Below are 16,490 nucleotides of genomic sequence, written 5' to 3' on the forward strand. Positions count from 1 at the left end.
ATGTATCAGCTACTCAGCTGAACCTGCCGTTCTTCAGGTCACCAATGATGGTACGACCTACCAACGCTAGCTTTCCCAAACCCATTCAAACTCATCCTCAAGGGCTCATGATACGGAAACCTTCCTTTGTAGGGGTAAGGTTACTGAGGGCTATGAAGTCCTCGATTGACCATAAATCCATCCAGATCAGCCATTGCTGTAGGTAGGGACTAGGGATTGCTGACTTGGTCGTTGAGCGTGTTCGGGTACCGTCTTCGTGTAGCGTGGTCGGTCGATGCGGAACCCAGCTTTCCAGGCAATAGGTGATGGGATCGGGAAGGTTATAGAGGCCTTCCTTTACTTGAACTCTAGGGCTCGGCTTCAAGCCCTGTTCGAGAGGGTGGATCCTGTGATTCTTGTACTTTCTGGCCTCTCGTAGGTTCTCGGTGGCCTGCAGCTTTTCGCCAACCACGATGCCGTGAAAATGAAAGTCCCACACACCCTGGTCGCGGTTAGCGTCGAAGTCGGCGTCCAAGCCGAAGAAGCCAAAGCCAGGGACCGCGTTAATGCCGTTGCGTTCGAAGTCGTTCTTTAGCCGCTTCACCAGGCCTCGCGGCCTTACCTCATAAAGATCGGCAGCTTTGACGAGAAAGCCCTGTGGGCGCAGCGTCACCAACCCCTGGGGCTGATGAGCGTACGTTTCGACAAGTTTCCACCAGCCACCAAGAATGGGCATCCTTGCTTCACGATGATAAACCGCAGACGCTAATGTCTCCGCAGGTACACCGGTCTCATTGGCCTTATGCAGGCGGCTGCGAAGGTCTCTTGCCCGTTCGATTTCCCAGTCATTCAGGCCGTTTTCGTCTTCGAGCACCTTACAGTGCTTCTTGTCTTGGCGAAGTTCCCTTTCGAGGTCACGGAAGCGAACAACACCATCTACGTGCCGGGTGTCCTTGCCTAACCGGTACGGCTTCTTTGGTGCCGGCAGATTGGAGTAGCTACCGCCAGCCATAATCAGTCTCCTCGACAGCATTCAGCGCCGCGTCAGAGCTTGTCAGAGCCTGAGAGACGTTATTCAGCGAATGCATTGGCCGTACTCCGTAGGCACGAGTTTGCTTGCCCAGCCCGCCATCGCGGGTGAGCGGTTGATGATCAAAATTGACGGAACGCGAGAAAGGCTGGCTTCTGCGTCGGCTATGTTGCGAGGATCATGTCATGACCGCCTCCAGAGCGACCGTTTAAGGCTGCGCAAGCGGATCGTGATGAAAGAAGTAGCCTTGGCAGGCTGCTCTTCGAAGTCGATTTCCCAGGACCCTGCTTCACTCAGGAACAGGTAAATCTCACCCGAGGTCGATTTTCCATCGCCACCAGGAGATAGGGCCATGAAGCGATCGTAATGCTGCCGCATTTCCTCGAAGGGCACCGATTTGCAAACCTCGACTATCGCATCCGGTAGCGGCGCAATCACTTGGTGAAGCGCTACTAACCCTTGCCAATCGTCAGAGTAGATCCGTTCTTTGACATTCTGCAGCGGAGTGCCACGAACCACGTTCATGTCGACGTAGCCCTGTGTTTCGAGCTCGTGGCGGTAATGGATGAGACTTGACGCTGCCAAAGCGTATTCAGCCAGGCCTTTCGATTTGAACCAACCGATTGATTGCTGAAACTCAGTTGCGATTGTTGCCAGGGCGCTGCCGCCCAAGCCAAATCCTGCTATCTCCTTCAGCATGCGGCCTAAGGTGATCTGGAACTGATCGTACTTGCGGTGGTGTCCTTTACCTCCACCACCTGCAGAAGGCTGCAACGCACCTAGGCGCGTCAAATAGTCCAGCATCTGCGCATCGAGACCGGTCAGGTCTTGCGCTTGGCTGCGAGAATAGGACGAGTCTTTGGTCATGATGACCTGGCGACTAAACGGAAAAATTCCTTTTGTCAAACGCAGAAGGAAAAATTCCGTTTATGAACCCGCGCCACTATAGATGGTAGCAGCCGGTGATGCTCCGCAGATACTCTTGCTTTGGGACATAATCGCTCGGCCAGTAGTGGATGCCTTCGGAGTTACGGTATCCCCAAGTACCTCCGCTGGCAGTACACGCCCGGCCCCTCCGGATGAAATCCTCTGCAATCGCGCGTAGGCGTTTTTGCTCAATCTCTGATTGGCGGGCTGCCTCAGCTCTTCCTGCCGGCGAGTTAGCGTAGGCAGCTCTTGCAGCTTCATTTTGCTCCGCAATAGCCGCCTTTGCGTCGAGCAAACGACGTTTTTCACGGGCTTCTGCCAACGTCATTTCTTCATCGGACATGAAAACATGCACCTTGCCAGGATTGGCTAGAGCGTTCTCGATCGTGGTCTGCTCACCTTGGTATGGTCCATAGTCCCAGCTGTCATAGCGCGGGCCATTGGAAGTCATCATCCAATCGACGTAGCTTTTCACGGCCTTGTCGACTGTGACGACGGCGCGGCAAACCAGTTTGCCAGAGCTTGAGCTCAGAACCTGAATGTCTTCATATCTGACATCAGTTTCGGGTGGGCTTCTTCCTGTCGAGCGGCTTAGAATTGCATCGTAGCTGTCAGGTGATTGGTTGACCGGCTTCTTCTCTCGCCAAAGGTTGAGCTTAACTTCGGCGGCGAGATCGCCTTTGGCCACATCGCGGCCATAGGCTTCAGCAACTGCACTCGCGCTCTGCTTGCAGATATCCAGGGAACCGGACCATTGTTGCGAGCCTGCCTCAGCTTCCGCCGCACTTGAGATAATGCAAAGTATCGTCGCTGCACATAGCATGAACTTTGGATAGCGATGCATCCTAGCCTCCAAATTGACTGGAGGCGCCGGTCGAAGCCGGGTGTTCGTAACCCTGAGCGTACCCAGAGCGCCGCCGCCTTTAGGCGAGCCCTGGACATGCGCGACGGCCACCCGGCCGAGGAATCTCGACCGGCGTACGCTGTTTGAGGTTACGAAGCCTCCCTTGCGGGACTGACCGCAAGTGGGGTTGGTATGCGGTGAAAGCATGCGCTGTTCAAGCGCTTGCTGCGGCTGGCGATGGTCTGTCATCGGTTCAGCCTCACCACTCGGAAGCCAACATGACGGTCAGCACCCTGTGGGTCACCGTAGGATCAGCTGGATCTTCTGACCCGTATTCGAGCTGCTTGTCGTAATAGTCGACCTTCCACAGCAGGTCGTGACCCCACAAAGACAGCTGACCGAAATCACGCTCGGGGCCGTTGTCAGGATCAAAGTCTTTGTAGCTGGCGAGTTCGGATGCGAGTTGCGCAGCGTCAATGGCGGTGATCCCTTGCACGCCGCGTGTGATCGTGATCGTTCCGCTGGTAGATTTCCCTTGGCGCAGTTCGTCATTTAGCCGAGCGATCTGTTCCGCCCGCGGGACCGTTTTGGTTATGTTTCCATGGTCAGCCATGGCATGCTCCTGTTTCGAAGGTAGCCGCCATCCCGCCACGCCAAGCTGCGCGGCTGGGATGGTCGGCAATGTTGGGTTTGAACGGTTCGGTTACTTGCGCTTGGCGAGTTCGCGGACCTTGTTGATCAACGCATCAAGGTCGGCCTTCGAAGCCATTGCGGCCGTGACTGTTCTGGTAATCGGAGCAAGCGCTTCGTCGAAATCATTTTGCGCGAATGCTTGGGCCACGGCTTCGGCCTCGATATCGACGGGCAGGAAGATCCGTGCATCCTGCTCGTCACGGGCCCAGTTCAGCTTGAACAAGCCCGCCATCGCTTTGTCGTCGCGGGCCACAGCCGTTGCTGCGTCAGCAAGACCAGCCCGGAACTTGAGCTCGATGCACATCAGAGTGCCGCTGGCCTTCAGTGCAGCCTCGAGCCAGCTGTGGTCATAGTCGTCTGTGGTAATCTCGCTGAGCTCAAGCCAGGCATCACCGATACCGCCGACGCCCTTGGTCATTTTCCACTCCGGCGTGACCAGGACGACTGAGCCATTGGCTTCGGAAGCAACCCATGGCTCGATTGCTGACTTGATGACGGTAGAGGTAATCTCGCTCATCAGCCGATCGGCTATTGGCCCGCTGGCTAGGTGATAGTCGGCGGCGATAGAGCCAAGTTGGCGGATGATCTGTCCTGCCTGATCAGGATCGATCTGCTGGGCTGCGACAAATTGCTGGTCAGTATCCATGGCGAAATCCTTTGCCTTGATAGAGGCCACCAAGGGGACCTCCACCGGCAAAGCCGACATCGTAGACAATGCTCGAACCCTTAAGCTTCACTCATGCTCGCTGGACTCAAGCGATCTCTCGGCCAGGACCATCCTGACCGTCCCCTTCGCGGACCTGGTTGCGAAAGTGCGTTGAACCGGCCGACTTCAGTCGGAGCCTCAGCCCAACACGGCAGTAACAATAGCGGATTTTGGCGGCGAAAGCAAAAATGGCCAAAGCTTGCGGCTTAGATTATTGTTTTTCTATCAACACCTTATGCGACAAATTAGCTTGCATTTGATGCGATTCGATATGCCTGTTGAGCAGGCATTCTTCGGAGCGCGATCTATGGGCTAGGTGCGGCAAAACCACCCCTTGATCGATTTTACACGTCGTTCGTAAGCCATTGAAATACAATGACGCCGATTTCAGCGATTTTACAGCAAAACCGTTTGAGTTCTCGGGATGCAACGAGCTTGGGAAGCTGCTGCTCTACCATTGAGCTACACCCGCTCGGGCGACGGGGCCTTGCCATGATGGGCCCGGTCGGTCAACTGGACTCAATCCGGATTTGAGGGGCGAGGACATGGGTGAACAGGTGATCACGATCGAGAACCGGGGTGCGGTGGAGGTGGTCAGCCTGAACCGGCCGGACAAGCTCAACACGATGAACGAGCCGCTGATCCAGGCGCTGCTCGATTACTTCACAGGCCTGGTCCAGCGGACTTCGGTGCGGGTGGTGATCTTGCGGGCCGAGGGGCGCGCATTCTGCGCGGGGCTCGACCTTGGCGGCTGGACGCCCGATCCCGAGGCCGGGCCGGTGCATCAATCCTGGCGCACCCAGCGGATGATCGCGGCGGTGATGCAGGCCATGCGCAAGTGCCCGCAGCCGATCATCGCCTGCGCGCAAGGACCAGCCTGTGGCGGAGGCTTTTCGCTGCTGCTGTCATCGGACGTGCGTTATGCCGCACCCGATCTCCGCATGAACGCCGCCTACATCAAGATCGGTCTCGGCGGTTGCGACATGGGGGCGAGCTATTTCCTGCCGCGGCTGGTGGGCAGCTCGGTCGCCAGCGAGTACCTGCTGACCGGCAAGTTCATGAGCGCGGAAAAGGCACTGGCCTGCGGTCTGGTCAGCGAGATCGTCACGGTTGAAGACCTGCTCGGCAAGGCCTTGGCGCTGGCGGAGGAGATGCTGCTGACCAGTCCAATGGGGCTGCGGCTGACCAAGGATGCGCTTAACCTAAACATCGATGCGGCCAGCATGGAGCATGCCTTTGCGCTGGAAGATCGTCAGCAGGTCATGCTGGGAATGGCGAGCGATTTCGCCGAAGCGAAGAAGGCCTTCTTCGAAAAGCGCGCGCCCAATTGGAGCGACCGCTAAGCCTGCTGGGCGCGGCCGCGATCCATCACGGCAAGGCGCCGCGCTTCCACTTCGTCGCCGCTGACTGCGGCATTGCGTGCGGATGAAGTGCTGTGTTCCAGCGCCATCGCTTCGCCGAACGGCAGCGCATAGCCGTCATCGATAAGCTTCTTGTAGGCCGCAACCATAGCCGGATCGGCGCTGGCGATATCGGCGGCGAGCTGCTTGGCCGTGGGTAGCAGGTCCTCGGCCGCAACGACGCGGTTGACCAGGCCCCAGGCACAGGCCGTCTGCGCATCAAGGAAGTTGCCCGAGAGCGACAGCTCTTTCGCCCGGCTGATCCCGATCATCCGCGACAGCTTCTGCGATAGCCCCCAGCCTGGCATGATTCCGACCCGGGCGTGGGTATCGGCAAAGCGGGCATTCTCGCTGGCGATCAGGATGTCGCAGGCCAGCGCCACTTCGAATCCGCCCGTGATGGCGACCCCGTTGATCGCGCCGATCACCGGTTTGCGGCAGATTTCGATCGCCTTGACCGGATTGGCCACAGCCTCGCTGGCATTGGCGGCGCCAAGGCCTTCGACACCCAGTTCCTTGAGGTCGAGCCCGGCGGTGAAGGCGCGGGTGCCGGCCGCGGTCAAGACGACAGCACGGATCTGATCGTCGGCATCAAGCTCGGTCATCACCTGGGCCAGCTCGGCGCGCAGGCCGCGGGAGAGGGCGTTCATTGCTTCGGGGCGATTGAGGGTGACGATGGCTACCGCGCCATCGCGTTCAACGGTTACCAGCATCGCGGCTTCTCCCTTACTTGCGCAGGCGGACGGCGGAGCTTTGCCCGTCATCGACCCGAATGATCGCCCCGGTCACGCACTCGCTCGGCGGCGAGACCAGGTAGAGCAGGGTGGAATCGAGCTGGGCCGGCACCGGCACCCGCTCGCGCGCCAGGTGCGGCGCTGGATTGCCGCCCATCCGCTCGAACATGCCGTCGGTCATTTCGGAGACGAACATGCCCGGTGCGATCGCATTGACGTTGATGTTGTAGGGTGCCCACTCCACACTGAGGCATTCGGTCATCCGGGCAATCGCGGTCTTGGTCACCGAATAGAGCGCCGCACCGCTGCCATCGTAGCGGAAGTGCGCGGTCGAGCTGATGTTGACGATGCGACCGGGCTGCTTGGCAGCGATCAGGCGGCGGGCCACCTCGCAAGCCAGGATCCACGGGCCGCGCAGGTTGACACCCAGAACCTGGTCGATCAGTTCCAGGCTCATCTTGTGGGCGCGCTGGGCATCGGGGATGCCAGCATTGTTGATCAGGATGTCAACGGTGCCGAATTCTGCCTCGGCCATAGCAACGGCAGCGATCATCGAATCCGCATCGGTGGCGTCCATCTGCACGGCCAGGCCCTTGCCGCCGGCAGCGCGGATCTTGTCGGCCAGGGTCTCCAGCCGGTCCTTGCGGCGGGCAGCCAGCACCACGGCTGCGCCCTGACTGGCCAATACCTGGGCAAAGCGTTCACCCAGGCCAGAGCTTGCTCCGGTGACCAGCGCGACCCGGCCGGCCAGGTCAGTGGAATTGTTGGGCAGGGGGTATTCGCTCATGTCAGGCTCTCCGGGCATCGCCGATGTTTAACCGGTCGGTTAAATCACCATGCATCTGCCGGGAGCGCTTGGCAAGGGTCAGCCGCCAGCCGCCTCAACCACGTCGCGCAACCGGTCCTTGCCGAACCACATCTCGTCACCCAGGAAAAAGGTCGGCACGCCAAAGGCGCCCCGCGCCACGGCGCTTTCGGTGCTGGTAACGAGCTCTGCCTTGACCGCTTCATCGGCGACCAAAGCGCCAAGCGCGGTCCCGTCCAGTCCGGCCTGGTCCAGCACCCGGGCCCAGACATCCTGCTCATCCAGCTTTTGCCCGTCCTGCCAAAGCGCGATGTACATGGCTTCGCGATAGGCAGGCCCGCAGCCCAGCCGCTCGGCGGCAATCGCGCCGCGCATCGCCAGCAGGGTGTTGACCGGGAAATGCGGGTTGAACTGGAACCCGGTGATGCCGTGCTGCGCCATGAAGCGCTGCATCTCCAGCCGGTCATAGGCAACCTTGTTGGCGACATGGCCATAGGTCATCAGCGGCGGCTTGTTGCCGGTGGCCTTGAAGATCCCGCCCAAGAGAACCGGCACATAGCGGAACTTGACCTTGCCCCGGGCCTCAATGGCCGGGATTGCGCGGTGCACGAACCAGGAGTTGGGTCCACCGAAGTCAAACAGGAATTCGATCTCGCGCGCCATCACCACTTCTCCCCGTAAGGCCGGATTTCCTGCTCGAAGGTCCAGGCAGACTTTGGCTGGTTGAAGAGCGCCCAGTAGGCATCAGCGACTGCCTCGGGCGGCATCAGCAGGTCTGGCTGCGCAGCCAGTGCCTCTTCCCCGATCCGTTCGATCACGCGGACGCGGACCCATTCCGTATCGACCCCGGCGTCGATCACCAGGTGAGCGACGTGGATGCCCTGCGGCCACAGTTCGCGCGCCGCCGATTGCGCCATGGCGCGCAGGCCGGCCTTGGCGGCGGCGAAAGCTGCATAGCCGGGATTGCCGCGCAGGCCGGCGGTGGCGCCGGTGACGAAGATCTTGCCGCTCCCGCGCGGCAGCATCAGCTTTGCCGCCTCGCGGACCGAGACGAAGCCGGCATAGCAGGCCATTTCCCAGACCTTGCGAAACACCCGGTCGGTCGTTTCGGTAAGGGGGAAGTTCACATTGGCACCGACGTTGAAAACCACCAGATCCAGCGGCGCACGAGCCTCTGCCTCGGCCAGGAAGGCCGTGACGTCTTCGCTCTCGCGCGCATCGAGGCTGCGGCCAGTGATGTTTCCGCCCAGCAGCGGCGCCAGCTTTTCACCATTGCGGCGCCCGGCGTGGACCAGGCAGCCTGCGTCGGCAAAGCGGCGAGCAATGGCGGCACCGATATGGTCGCCAGCCCCAATCACGGCGACTGATCCGGTCATTTGCGGTCCACCGGGATCACCGCGACGGTAAAGCGCGAGATGCAGACCAGCTTGTCCGCCTCATCCTCGATCCGGATTGTCCACACCTGCGTCGTGCGGCCCAGCGCTTCGGGCCTGGCCGTCGCATAGACCCAGCCGGAATAGGCCGGGCGGATGTGGTTGGCGTTGATCTCCATGCCCACGGCCACGAACTTCTCGCGATCGACGCAATAGCTGGCCGCGACCGAGCCAATCGTCTCTGCCAGGGCAACTGAAGCCCCCCCGTGGAGCCGCTTGAACGGCTGCTGGGTGCGCTCGTCCACCGGCATCCGCGCGCGAATCCAGTCATCGCCGCAGTCGACGAATTCGATGCCGATATGACCGGGCAGGGCATTTTCGCCCAACGCGGTCATGGGTTGCAGGGGCGGCCGCTCACCGCCCCACCAGATCATTGCGTTGCTCATTGCAACTTTCTGGCGGAAAGATCGCGCGGTGGCAATTGCCCTAAAGCGAGAGGTCGGACAGACTGGGATGGTCAGCCGGACGCGGCCCCTGCGGCCAGTGGAACAGCCGCTCGCTTTCACGGATCGGCAGGTCGTTGATGCTGGCAATGCGCCGCGCCATGTGGCCGCTGGCGGCAAATTCCCAATTCTCGTTTCCGTAACTGCGCCACCATTGGCCAGTCTCGTCGTGCCATTCATAGGCAAAGCGCACCGCGATGCGGTTCTCGGTGAAGGCCCACAATTCCTTGATCAACCGATAATCATGTTCGCGCTGCCACTTGCGAGTGAGGAAGGTTTCGATTGCGGTGCGACCGACAAGGAATTCGGCGCGGTTCCGCCAGCAGCTGTTGAGCGTATAGGCCAGCGCGACCCGTGCGGGATCGCGGCTGTTCCAGGCATCTTCGGCCGCGCGGACCTTGGTGACAGCCGTGTCGTGGGTGAAGGGCGGGAGCGGGGGACGGTCTTCCATGAGCGGCCTCACACAAAGGGCATGGCGAATTCGACCCGCACCCCGCCAGGGATTGCGGCGATCAGGTGTTGGACGGCCGACCCTTCGCGCATTGGGCCGGGACCGAACTCGATCTCGACACCGGGCCAGTCGCGGATCCTGGCATGGACCATGCCGAGGTGGGCCTCGTCGGCCACGCCCAGCGCGATGTGATGCAGCCCGACATTGCGGCGCCGGTCAAAGCTGGTTGCCGTGGCCGGATCCTCAACCTGCCACAACGTCAGCAGGGTCGCGCCGTCGCTCACGAAATGGGCCGGGTAGGACGGCACTCCGCCGGCGAGGCGAAAGCCCAGCGCCTCACAGAAGAAATCGCGCGCGGCGTCGATGTCGGGAAGGGCTAGGCCAACATGGTGGACACCAGTCGTCAGGGCTTCGGTCATAGATCATTCTCCTGGGTTCTTTCGATCAAGTTGTGCGCGCAAGGCATCGGCCTCGGCGCGCAGCTGCGTGATCTGGTGGGATAGCGGCTGGATCACGTCGGCCATCTCGGCCTCGGTAAAGCGCGGGGTGATGTGCTGGGGGCAGTTCCAGTCGAAACCAACCACGTCGATGATCGTCGCCCGCTCCCCCAGCGCGCGGTACCCTTCGGGCATCAGCGCGGCGAGCAGGGCCGGGTCCTCGTCGGCCCGGACAACTCGCCCATGGCCGAGCAGTTTGAGACGGCGGCGGTTGGGATAGTCGATCAGGAACAGCGACAGGCGCGGATCGGCAGCCAGGTTCGCCGTGGTCACATGCTGGCGGTTGCCGCGATAGTCGGCAAAGCCCAGCCGGTTGCCTGGCAGCACCTTCAGGAAGCCCGCCGGTCCGCCGCGATGCTGGACATAGGGCCAGCCATCGGGCGTGACGGTGGCAAGGAAAAAGCTGTCGCGCGCGGCGATGAATTCGGCTTCCTTGGCGGTCAGCTGATCCGGGGTGCCATCGGCCCCTTCCTCCATTCGCGCATAGGCTTCGCGCGAGCCGTCTTCCGCCTGCAGCGCGCGGGCCGCATCGCTGAACAGGGTGTGGACATAGTTGCGGGCCATCGAGAGCCTCCTTGAAAAGGGGTGCACGGCCCGTTTGATCGGGGGGCAAGCGGACCGGGCCGTGCGAGGAGGGAGATAGCGGTCCGGCCCCATCGCGATAATCAGCTTTCTTAGAACAAGATTATTCCGTATTGAGGAATAATATGGACCGCCTTTCTGCCTATGGAATGTTTGTGCAGGTGGCGCGCAGCGGTTCGTTTACCGGCGCGGCGCGGCAGCTTGGGCAGCCTCCGCAGGCGATTACCCGCGGGATTGCCGCGCTGGAGGCCCATCTCGGAGTCAGGTTGTTTCAGCGCAGCACCCGGGCCGTTTCATTAACCACCGAGGGCGCCGGGCTGTTGCCGCGGATTGAACGCCTGCTCGGCGATCTGGCTGAAAGCGAGCGTGCCGCCACTGGCATGCTCGCCGAACCGCGTGGCGAACTGGCGATTACTGCACCGGTCGCCTTCGGGCAGTTGCATGTTGTTCCGGTGGTAGGTGAGCTATTGGCACTGCACCCCGAACTCGATGTGCGGCTGATGCTGATAGACCGCAATGTCCGCCTGATCGAAGAGGGGATCGACCTGGCTGTGCGGATCGGAGCGCTGGAGGACTCCACGCTCCGGGCCCGGCGGATCGGCACCGTGCGCGAGGTGATCGTTGCCAGCCCAGCCTACCTGGCGCGCCAGGGTGTGCCTGGCAGTCCAGCGGATCTTGCGGGGCATGACTTGATCGCCTCAACCGGCCCGCGCGGGGCAGGAGAATGGCGGATGATTGGACCGTCCGGCCAGACCGGCGCGCGGCGGCGCCTGCGGGTCAATTCGGTCGCGGCGGCAATCGAGGCGGCCGAGGCGGGCGTGGGCCTCGCCAATTTCCTGTCCTATCAGGTGGCCAATGCCCTGGCAGCCGGCCGCCTAGTCGAAGTGCTGCGGACAGAGCCGATCGAACCGATTCCGGTCAACCTGGTGTTCGATCCTGCCCGCGCCGCCTCCGCTGGAACCCGCGCCTTCATCGAGGCGATGGTCCGGCGGGCAGCCCGTGGCGGCTGGGGCTAGGCGGCTTCGGTTACCCGCGTACCTGCCCGAACCCCGTCATAGACGAACTCGCTGCCTTCCAGGTCGATGAAGGGAATCTCGTCCTTCTCCCGCCAGTAATCCTGGTTGTGGCGCCATTCGGGCTTGTCGCCTCGCCTGGGCATCAGCTTCAGCCCGCGCATCAGATAGCCGGGATTGAAGTTTTCGTTCTCGATCCAGTCGTAGAGCGGCATGTTGTGGTCTTCATCCCGCAAGGCAACCTCGACCCGCTTCACACCCTTTTCGTCCATGTGGTTGAGCAGTTTGCAGACGAAATCGCCCAGCATGTCGACGCGCAGGGTCCAGCTGGCGCGGAAATAACCCATGACCCAGACCATGTTGGGCACGCCAGTGAACATCATCCCGCGGTAATTGACCGTCTCGTGCCAATCGACCGGCTGGTCATCGACGAAGAACGGGATCCCGCCCATCATCAGCAGATTGAAACCGGTGGCGGCAACGATGATGTCCGCTTCGATCTCGTCACCCGATTTGGTGCGGACGCCCGTTTCGGTGAAGGTCTCCAGCTCGTCGGTAAAGATGGTCAGTTTGCCCTGCACGGCGGCTCGGAAAATGTCGCCTTCCGGGCAGAAGGCCAGCCGCTGCTGCCAGGGGCGGTACTTCGGAATGAAGTGCGGCTCGAACTCGAAGTCCTCCTTGCCGGTGAAGGCGCGGACCAGGGCTTTCAGGTCTTCGAACACGGCATCGGGCTCTTCGATGCAGCGCCGCTGGGTCACATCTTGATCGTACATGATCTGGGCACGGACAACGCGGTGGATAGTCGGCTCGTCGATTCCAATCTCACGCATCCGGTCGGCCAGCTCGTTCTTGTTCTCGCTGCAGTAGAAGTAGGTTGGCGAGCGCTGGAGCATGGTCACATGGGCGGCCTTCTCGGCAAAGGCCGGGATCACCGTGGCGGCAGTCGCGCCCGATCCGATCACCAGCACCTTCTTGCCGGTATAGTCGATCTTCGGAACCCACAGCTGCGCGTGGATCAGCTGGCCCTTGTAGCGGTCCATCCCCGGCCAGTCGGGCATATAGGGCTTTTCGTGATCGTAATAGCCCTGGCACATCCACAGGAAGTTGGCAGTAAAGCTGACTTCGGAAGCGTCGCTCGCCCGGACGGCATCGACCGTCCAGAGGTTGGTCTTGCTGTCCCATGCGGCGCGGGTGATGCGATGGCCATAACGGATATGCGGGGCAATCCCGTTGTCCTCAATCACCTCGCCCATGTATTTCAGGATTTCGGCCGAACTGGCGATCGGCGGGCCAATCCAAGGCTTGAAGCGGTAGCCAAAGGTATAAAGATCGCTGTCCGAGCGGACACCGGGATACTTGTGCGTTTCCCAGGTGCCGCCAAAGGTCTCTTTCATCTCCAGGATGACATAGGACTTGCCGGGGCTCTGCTCCTGCAGGTGATAGGCCGAACCGATCCCCGAAATCCCGGCGCCGACGATCAGTACGTCGACATGGGTCACATCCTGGCTTGCCTTGATGGCCGCGGCTTGTCCGGTCACAGGCGACTCTCCTCTCGCTTTTTAATCGTCCGATTAAGCGCCGTTTAGCTGCAATTGCCAAGCCCTGAATTGATCGCCGTCAACTGGGTTCGAAAGCGGGCGCTTCCAAGCTGCCCGGGCCAAGGGCGCGCTGCATGTAGAGTGTATCAAGCCAGCGTCCGTGTTTGCGACCAATGCCTACGAGCCGACCGGCCGGAGCAAAGCCCAGACTGGCATGAAGCGCTTCGGAAGCGGGTTCGGCTCCGCCAATCACCGCCACCATCTGCCGGAACCCGGCAACAGTGCAGGCATCAAGGAGTGCAGCCAGCAGCGCCTTGCCCACACCCTGGCCGCGCGCATCCTGGCGGATATAGATGCTGTCTTCGCAGACAAAGCGATAAGCCGCGCGATCGCGGAACTGGGTGGCGTAGGCATAGCCGAGCAGCGAGCCGTCCGATGCTTCCGCCACCAGCCAAGGCCATCCTGCTCCAAGCACCCTATCCATCCGCCGGTTCATCTCGGCGGTGTCGGGCGGCTCTGTTTCATAGCTTGCGGTGCCGTGGACGACGTGGTGCGCATAGATTTCGGCAATGGCCGGACAATCGTCAGCGCGGGCCGGGCGGATCTGCATTAGCGCAGGATGGCCGACTCCGTCGCGCCGTCAATCCCCGGCGATGGTCATTCCTTCTACCCGGATCGTTGGCACGTTGATGCCGCGGTGCCATTCCAGGTCATTGGCCGGGGTCAGCGTGGCGAACATGTCGATCAAATTGCCGGCAACGGTAAATTCGGCGACTGGCCCAGCAATCTTGCCGTTTACGATCCGGAAGCCCGAGGCACCGCGGCTGTAATCGCCGGTCACGCCGTTGACACCGTGGCCGATCAGCTCCGTGACATAAACACCGTCGGCAATGTCAGACATCAACTCTTCCGGAGAAGCAGTGCCCGCCGCCAGATGGAGGTTGCTCGTGCCAACGCCGGGCGATCCGCCGGCGCCGCGCACGGCATGACCGGTCGGCGTCCCGCCCAGTTGGCGTGCGGCGGCACTGTCCATCAGCCAGCCGGTTAGGTTTCCATCGGCGACCAGTTCGCGTCGGGCCACGGCCAGGCCTTCGCCATCGAAAGGGCGCGAAGAGAGACCACGCGGACGAAGCGGGTCATCAACGATTGTTGTCCCCGGCTTGAACAGCTGCGCACCATCACGATCGAGCAGGAAGCTGGCCCGGCGGGCAATGGCATTGCCAGACATCGCCCCGGTCAGATGACCAATCAGCGAGCCGCCGACGCGGGGATCAAAGACCACCGGAAGGGGCCCGCTTTTGAGGCGACCCGGCTTTAGCCGCCTGACGGCTCGATCACCTGCCAGTTGGCCGATCTCTTCAGGAGCGGGCAAGTCGGCGAGGTGGCGGGCACTGCGCCAGCCATAGTCACGCTGCATCCCGTCGCCTTCGCCGGCGATAACCACGGCGCTGATCCCGTGACTGGTCCCGCCATAGGCCCCAGCAAAGCCATGGCTGGTAACCAGCGCCATCACCCGGCGGGCAAGGCTGGCTGAGCCGCCCTCGCTGTTGGTTACACCGGCAACGGCGCGCGCGGCATCCTCGGCCGCCAGCGCCCGGGCCAACAGATCTTGCGGGCTGGGCTCGGCGCTGTCTTCCAGATCGAGATCGACCGGTGCCGCGCGATGCAGCAGGTTCTCTGGGGCGAGGCCGGCGTACTGGTCCTCCGGTGCGGCGCGGGCCATGTCGACCGCGCGCGCCGCCAGTTCCCGCAAGGCCGCGTCCGACAGGTCGCTTGAGCCAATCGAGGCTGAACGGCGTCCAACAAAGACCCGAAGGTCAAGGTGCTCGCTCTCACTGCGTTCAATATCTTCCAGCTTGCCAAGCCTGACCTGAACGCCTTCGGAGGAGCTGCCCGAATAGATTGCGTCAGCGGCATCGGCCCCAGCCTTGCGGGCAAGGTCGATCAGCGCGGCGGCGCGTTCCTGGGCGACGGAAGGGGTCAGCATGAAAAGGTCACTCCGGCAGCGGAGCGGCCGATCTAGGTATTAGAATGCCGAAGGGCAATCAGGCGAAGGCGAAAGCCAGCAGCTTGAACATGCCGGTGACCACGAAGGGCAGGCCGATCGCCATGGCCCAAACCAGGTTACGGTCATGGCGGTAATACGTGGCAAGGCCGGGATCCACCGCCTGCTCATCCGACAGGCGGTTCCAGCGACGTTCAAACCGGCGACAGGCCGGAATGATCGCGACGACCAGCACGACCAGGGCGAAATAGGGCAGGAGCGAACCGCTCTTGGCGTTGAGCGCCCCCATGGTGACGAAAATCTGGAGGCCGGTATAGGCCAGCAGGGCATAGGCGATGTGGTCACTCATCCGCTTCCGCCAGTCGAGCGGCTTGTCGGCGGTATGAGCCGAAACGTCTGCGCGATACGATGCCTTGGCCATCGGCGATCCCCTTGCAATTCCCCAGCACCTGCCGACGGTCTGCGTCATCGGTCAGGAAAGTGGAGTAGATCACCGAAGGGCGCAGTAATCAAGCCTCGTTTACCACTCGTCTGCAGTGCAGTTCATCGATGCCCCATGCACGAAACCTGCCAAATGGGCTTTCCCCGGCTTGCCGAGTTCGGCAGGGCACCCTAAACGTTGCAGCGCAATGACCGAAACAGACACCCAAACTGCTCGACCCGCAGCCGAATCCGCGCTCCCCAACGGCGGGCTCGAAGTCATTTCGATTGCCAAATCCTATGACAAGCGAGCGGTGCTGACCGATATCTCGCTCTCGGTTGCCAAGGGTGAGGTGCTTGGACTGCTGGGGCCGAACGGAGCTGGCAAGACCACCTGCTTCTATTCGATCATGGGCCTCGTCCGCCCCGATTCGGGCCGCATCCTGATGGACGGCGTCGATGTCACCAAACTGCCAATGTATCGCCGCGCGATCCTAGGCCTCGGCTATCTGCCGCAGGAGACCAGCATTTTTCGCGGCATGACGGTTGAGCAGAACATCAACTGCGTGCTCGAACTGGTAGAGCCCGATCCGGTCGTGCGCGGTGAAGAGCTGGAGCGCCTGCTGGGTGAATTCGGTTTGACGCGGCTGCGCACCAGCCCAGCCATGGCGCTGTCCGGCGGGGAACGCCGCCGTGCCGAAATCGCCCGCGCGCTGGCGGCCAAGCCCTCGATCATGTTGCTGGACGAGCCCTTTGCGGGGATCGATCCGCTGTCGATCAGCGACATCCGCGATTTGGTGAGGGACCTGAAGCAGCGCGGCATCGGGGTGCTGATTACCGATCACAACGTCCGCGAAACGCTCGATATCTGTGACAAGGGTTGCATCATTTATGGCGGCCAGGTGCTGTTTTCGGGCAGTCCCGAGGCACTGGTAGCTGATGAGAACGTGCGCCGGCTCTACCTGGGCGAGGGCTTTACGCTCTAGCGGC

General features: G+C 61.7%; 20 protein-coding genes. 3 read left to right on the forward strand and 17 right to left on the reverse strand.

Translation table 11 applies throughout. The annotated features are described in order from the left end of the window. Window positions 1-97 precede the first annotated feature (97 nt). The 5 genes from FRF71_RS07910 to FRF71_RS07930 form a co-directional block, all read right to left on the reverse strand. A complete protein-coding gene (locus tag FRF71_RS07910; protein WP_147090096.1) occupies window positions 98-991 on the reverse strand; it encodes a hypothetical protein in 894 nt (297 codons plus the stop codon). A 201-nt stretch (window positions 992-1,192) separates the two neighbouring features. Further along, window positions 1,193-1,876 carry a cupin domain-containing protein gene (locus FRF71_RS07915; RefSeq protein WP_147090097.1) on the reverse strand — a complete coding sequence of 228 codons (684 nt, stop codon included), beginning with the start codon at window positions 1,874-1,876 and terminating at the stop codon, window positions 1,193-1,195. A gap of 76 nt (window positions 1,877-1,952) precedes the next feature. Continuing rightward, complete coding sequence (locus FRF71_RS07920) at window positions 1,953-2,780, reverse strand: hypothetical protein (protein WP_147090098.1); 828 nt, start codon at window positions 2,778-2,780, stop codon at window positions 1,953-1,955. A 259-nt stretch (window positions 2,781-3,039) separates the two neighbouring features. Continuing rightward, window positions 3,040-3,393, reverse strand: coding sequence for a DUF3768 domain-containing protein (locus tag FRF71_RS07925; protein WP_147090099.1), 354 nt, complete (start codon window positions 3,391-3,393; stop codon window positions 3,040-3,042). A gap of 90 nt (window positions 3,394-3,483) precedes the next feature. Beyond that, window positions 3,484-4,119, reverse strand: a complete 636-nt coding sequence (locus FRF71_RS07930; protein WP_147090100.1) for a hypothetical protein — start codon at window positions 4,117-4,119, stop codon at window positions 3,484-3,486. 605 nt (window positions 4,120-4,724) lie between these two features. Between FRF71_RS07930 and FRF71_RS07935 the strand changes: the two genes are divergently transcribed. Next, a complete protein-coding gene (locus FRF71_RS07935; protein ID WP_147090101.1) occupies window positions 4,725-5,522 on the forward strand; it encodes an enoyl-CoA hydratase/isomerase family protein in 798 nt (265 codons plus the stop codon). On the opposite strand, the gene FRF71_RS07940 is transcribed toward FRF71_RS07935, so the two are convergent. The 8 genes from FRF71_RS07940 to FRF71_RS07975 form a co-directional block, all read right to left on the reverse strand. Continuing rightward, window positions 5,519-6,292: an enoyl-CoA hydratase gene (locus tag FRF71_RS07940; RefSeq protein ID WP_147090102.1), complete on the reverse strand. Its 774-nt coding sequence runs from the start codon at window positions 6,290-6,292 to the stop codon at window positions 5,519-5,521. The genes FRF71_RS07935 and FRF71_RS07940 overlap by 4 nt on opposite strands. 13 nt (window positions 6,293-6,305) lie before the next feature. Beyond that, window positions 6,306-7,100 (reverse strand): SDR family NAD(P)-dependent oxidoreductase, encoded by a 795-nt coding sequence (locus FRF71_RS07945; protein ID WP_147090103.1) that lies wholly within the window; start codon window positions 7,098-7,100, stop codon window positions 6,306-6,308. A gap of 78 nt (window positions 7,101-7,178) precedes the next feature. Beyond that, a complete protein-coding gene (locus FRF71_RS07950) occupies window positions 7,179-7,781 on the reverse strand; it encodes a 2-hydroxychromene-2-carboxylate isomerase (RefSeq protein ID WP_147090104.1) in 603 nt (200 codons plus the stop codon). After that, entirely contained in the window at window positions 7,781-8,494 is a 714-nt protein-coding gene (locus FRF71_RS07955) for an SDR family NAD(P)-dependent oxidoreductase (RefSeq protein ID WP_147090105.1), read from the reverse strand. The genes FRF71_RS07950 and FRF71_RS07955 overlap by 1 nt, the downstream gene beginning before the upstream one ends. Beyond that, a complete protein-coding gene (locus FRF71_RS07960; protein ID WP_238339145.1) occupies window positions 8,491-8,937 on the reverse strand; it encodes a hotdog fold thioesterase in 447 nt (148 codons plus the stop codon). The genes FRF71_RS07955 and FRF71_RS07960 overlap by 4 nt, the downstream gene beginning before the upstream one ends. A 40-nt stretch (window positions 8,938-8,977) precedes the next feature. Beyond that, window positions 8,978-9,445 (reverse strand): nuclear transport factor 2 family protein, encoded by a 468-nt coding sequence (locus FRF71_RS07965; protein ID WP_147090106.1) that lies wholly within the window; start codon window positions 9,443-9,445, stop codon window positions 8,978-8,980. A gap of 8 nt (window positions 9,446-9,453) precedes the next feature. Then, window positions 9,454-9,864: a VOC family protein gene (locus FRF71_RS07970; protein ID WP_147090107.1), complete on the reverse strand. Its 411-nt coding sequence runs from the start codon at window positions 9,862-9,864 to the stop codon at window positions 9,454-9,456. A 3-nt stretch (window positions 9,865-9,867) separates the two neighbouring features. After that, window positions 9,868-10,506: a pyridoxamine 5'-phosphate oxidase family protein gene (locus FRF71_RS07975; protein ID WP_147090108.1), complete on the reverse strand. Its 639-nt coding sequence runs from the start codon at window positions 10,504-10,506 to the stop codon at window positions 9,868-9,870. A 143-nt stretch (window positions 10,507-10,649) separates the two neighbouring features. On the opposite strand from FRF71_RS07975, the gene FRF71_RS07980 reads away from it, so the two are divergent. Further along, the gene (locus FRF71_RS07980; RefSeq protein WP_147090109.1) at window positions 10,650-11,540 is read left to right on the forward strand and encodes a LysR family transcriptional regulator; all 891 of its coding nucleotides are present in this window, start codon (window positions 10,650-10,652) and stop codon (window positions 11,538-11,540) included. On the opposite strand, the gene FRF71_RS07985 is transcribed toward FRF71_RS07980, so the two are convergent. The 4 genes from FRF71_RS07985 to FRF71_RS08000 all read right to left on the reverse strand — a co-directional run bounded on the left by FRF71_RS07985 (window position 11,537) and on the right by FRF71_RS08000 (window position 15,501). Further along, window positions 11,537-13,075 carry a flavin-containing monooxygenase gene (locus FRF71_RS07985; RefSeq protein ID WP_147090110.1) on the reverse strand — a complete coding sequence of 513 codons (1,539 nt, stop codon included), beginning with the start codon at window positions 13,073-13,075 and terminating at the stop codon, window positions 11,537-11,539. The two genes, FRF71_RS07980 and FRF71_RS07985, sit on opposite strands and share 4 nt — an antisense overlap. A 79-nt stretch (window positions 13,076-13,154) precedes the next feature. Continuing rightward, a complete protein-coding gene (locus FRF71_RS07990) occupies window positions 13,155-13,685 on the reverse strand; it encodes a GNAT family N-acetyltransferase (RefSeq protein ID WP_147090111.1) in 531 nt (176 codons plus the stop codon). Window positions 13,686-13,715: 30 nt separating this feature from the next. After that, the gene (locus FRF71_RS07995; protein ID WP_147090112.1) at window positions 13,716-15,062 is read right to left on the reverse strand and encodes a TldD/PmbA family protein; all 1,347 of its coding nucleotides are present in this window, start codon (window positions 15,060-15,062) and stop codon (window positions 13,716-13,718) included. Window positions 15,063-15,120: 58 nt separating this feature from the next. After that, window positions 15,121-15,501: a hypothetical protein gene (locus FRF71_RS08000; protein ID WP_147090113.1), complete on the reverse strand. Its 381-nt coding sequence runs from the start codon at window positions 15,499-15,501 to the stop codon at window positions 15,121-15,123. A gap of 208 nt (window positions 15,502-15,709) precedes the next feature. Here FRF71_RS08000 and lptB point away from each other — a divergent pair, with 208 nt between their 5' ends. Further along, on the forward strand, window positions 15,710-16,486 hold the full coding sequence (lptB, locus tag FRF71_RS08005) for an LPS export ABC transporter ATP-binding protein (RefSeq protein ID WP_147090114.1): 777 nt from the start codon (window positions 15,710-15,712) through the stop codon (window positions 16,484-16,486). Window positions 16,487-16,490: the final 4 nt, after the last annotated feature.

Source organism: Novosphingobium ginsenosidimutans, from assembly GCF_007954425.1.
Classification (GTDB): Bacteria; Pseudomonadota; Alphaproteobacteria; order Sphingomonadales; family Sphingomonadaceae; genus Novosphingobium; species Novosphingobium ginsenosidimutans.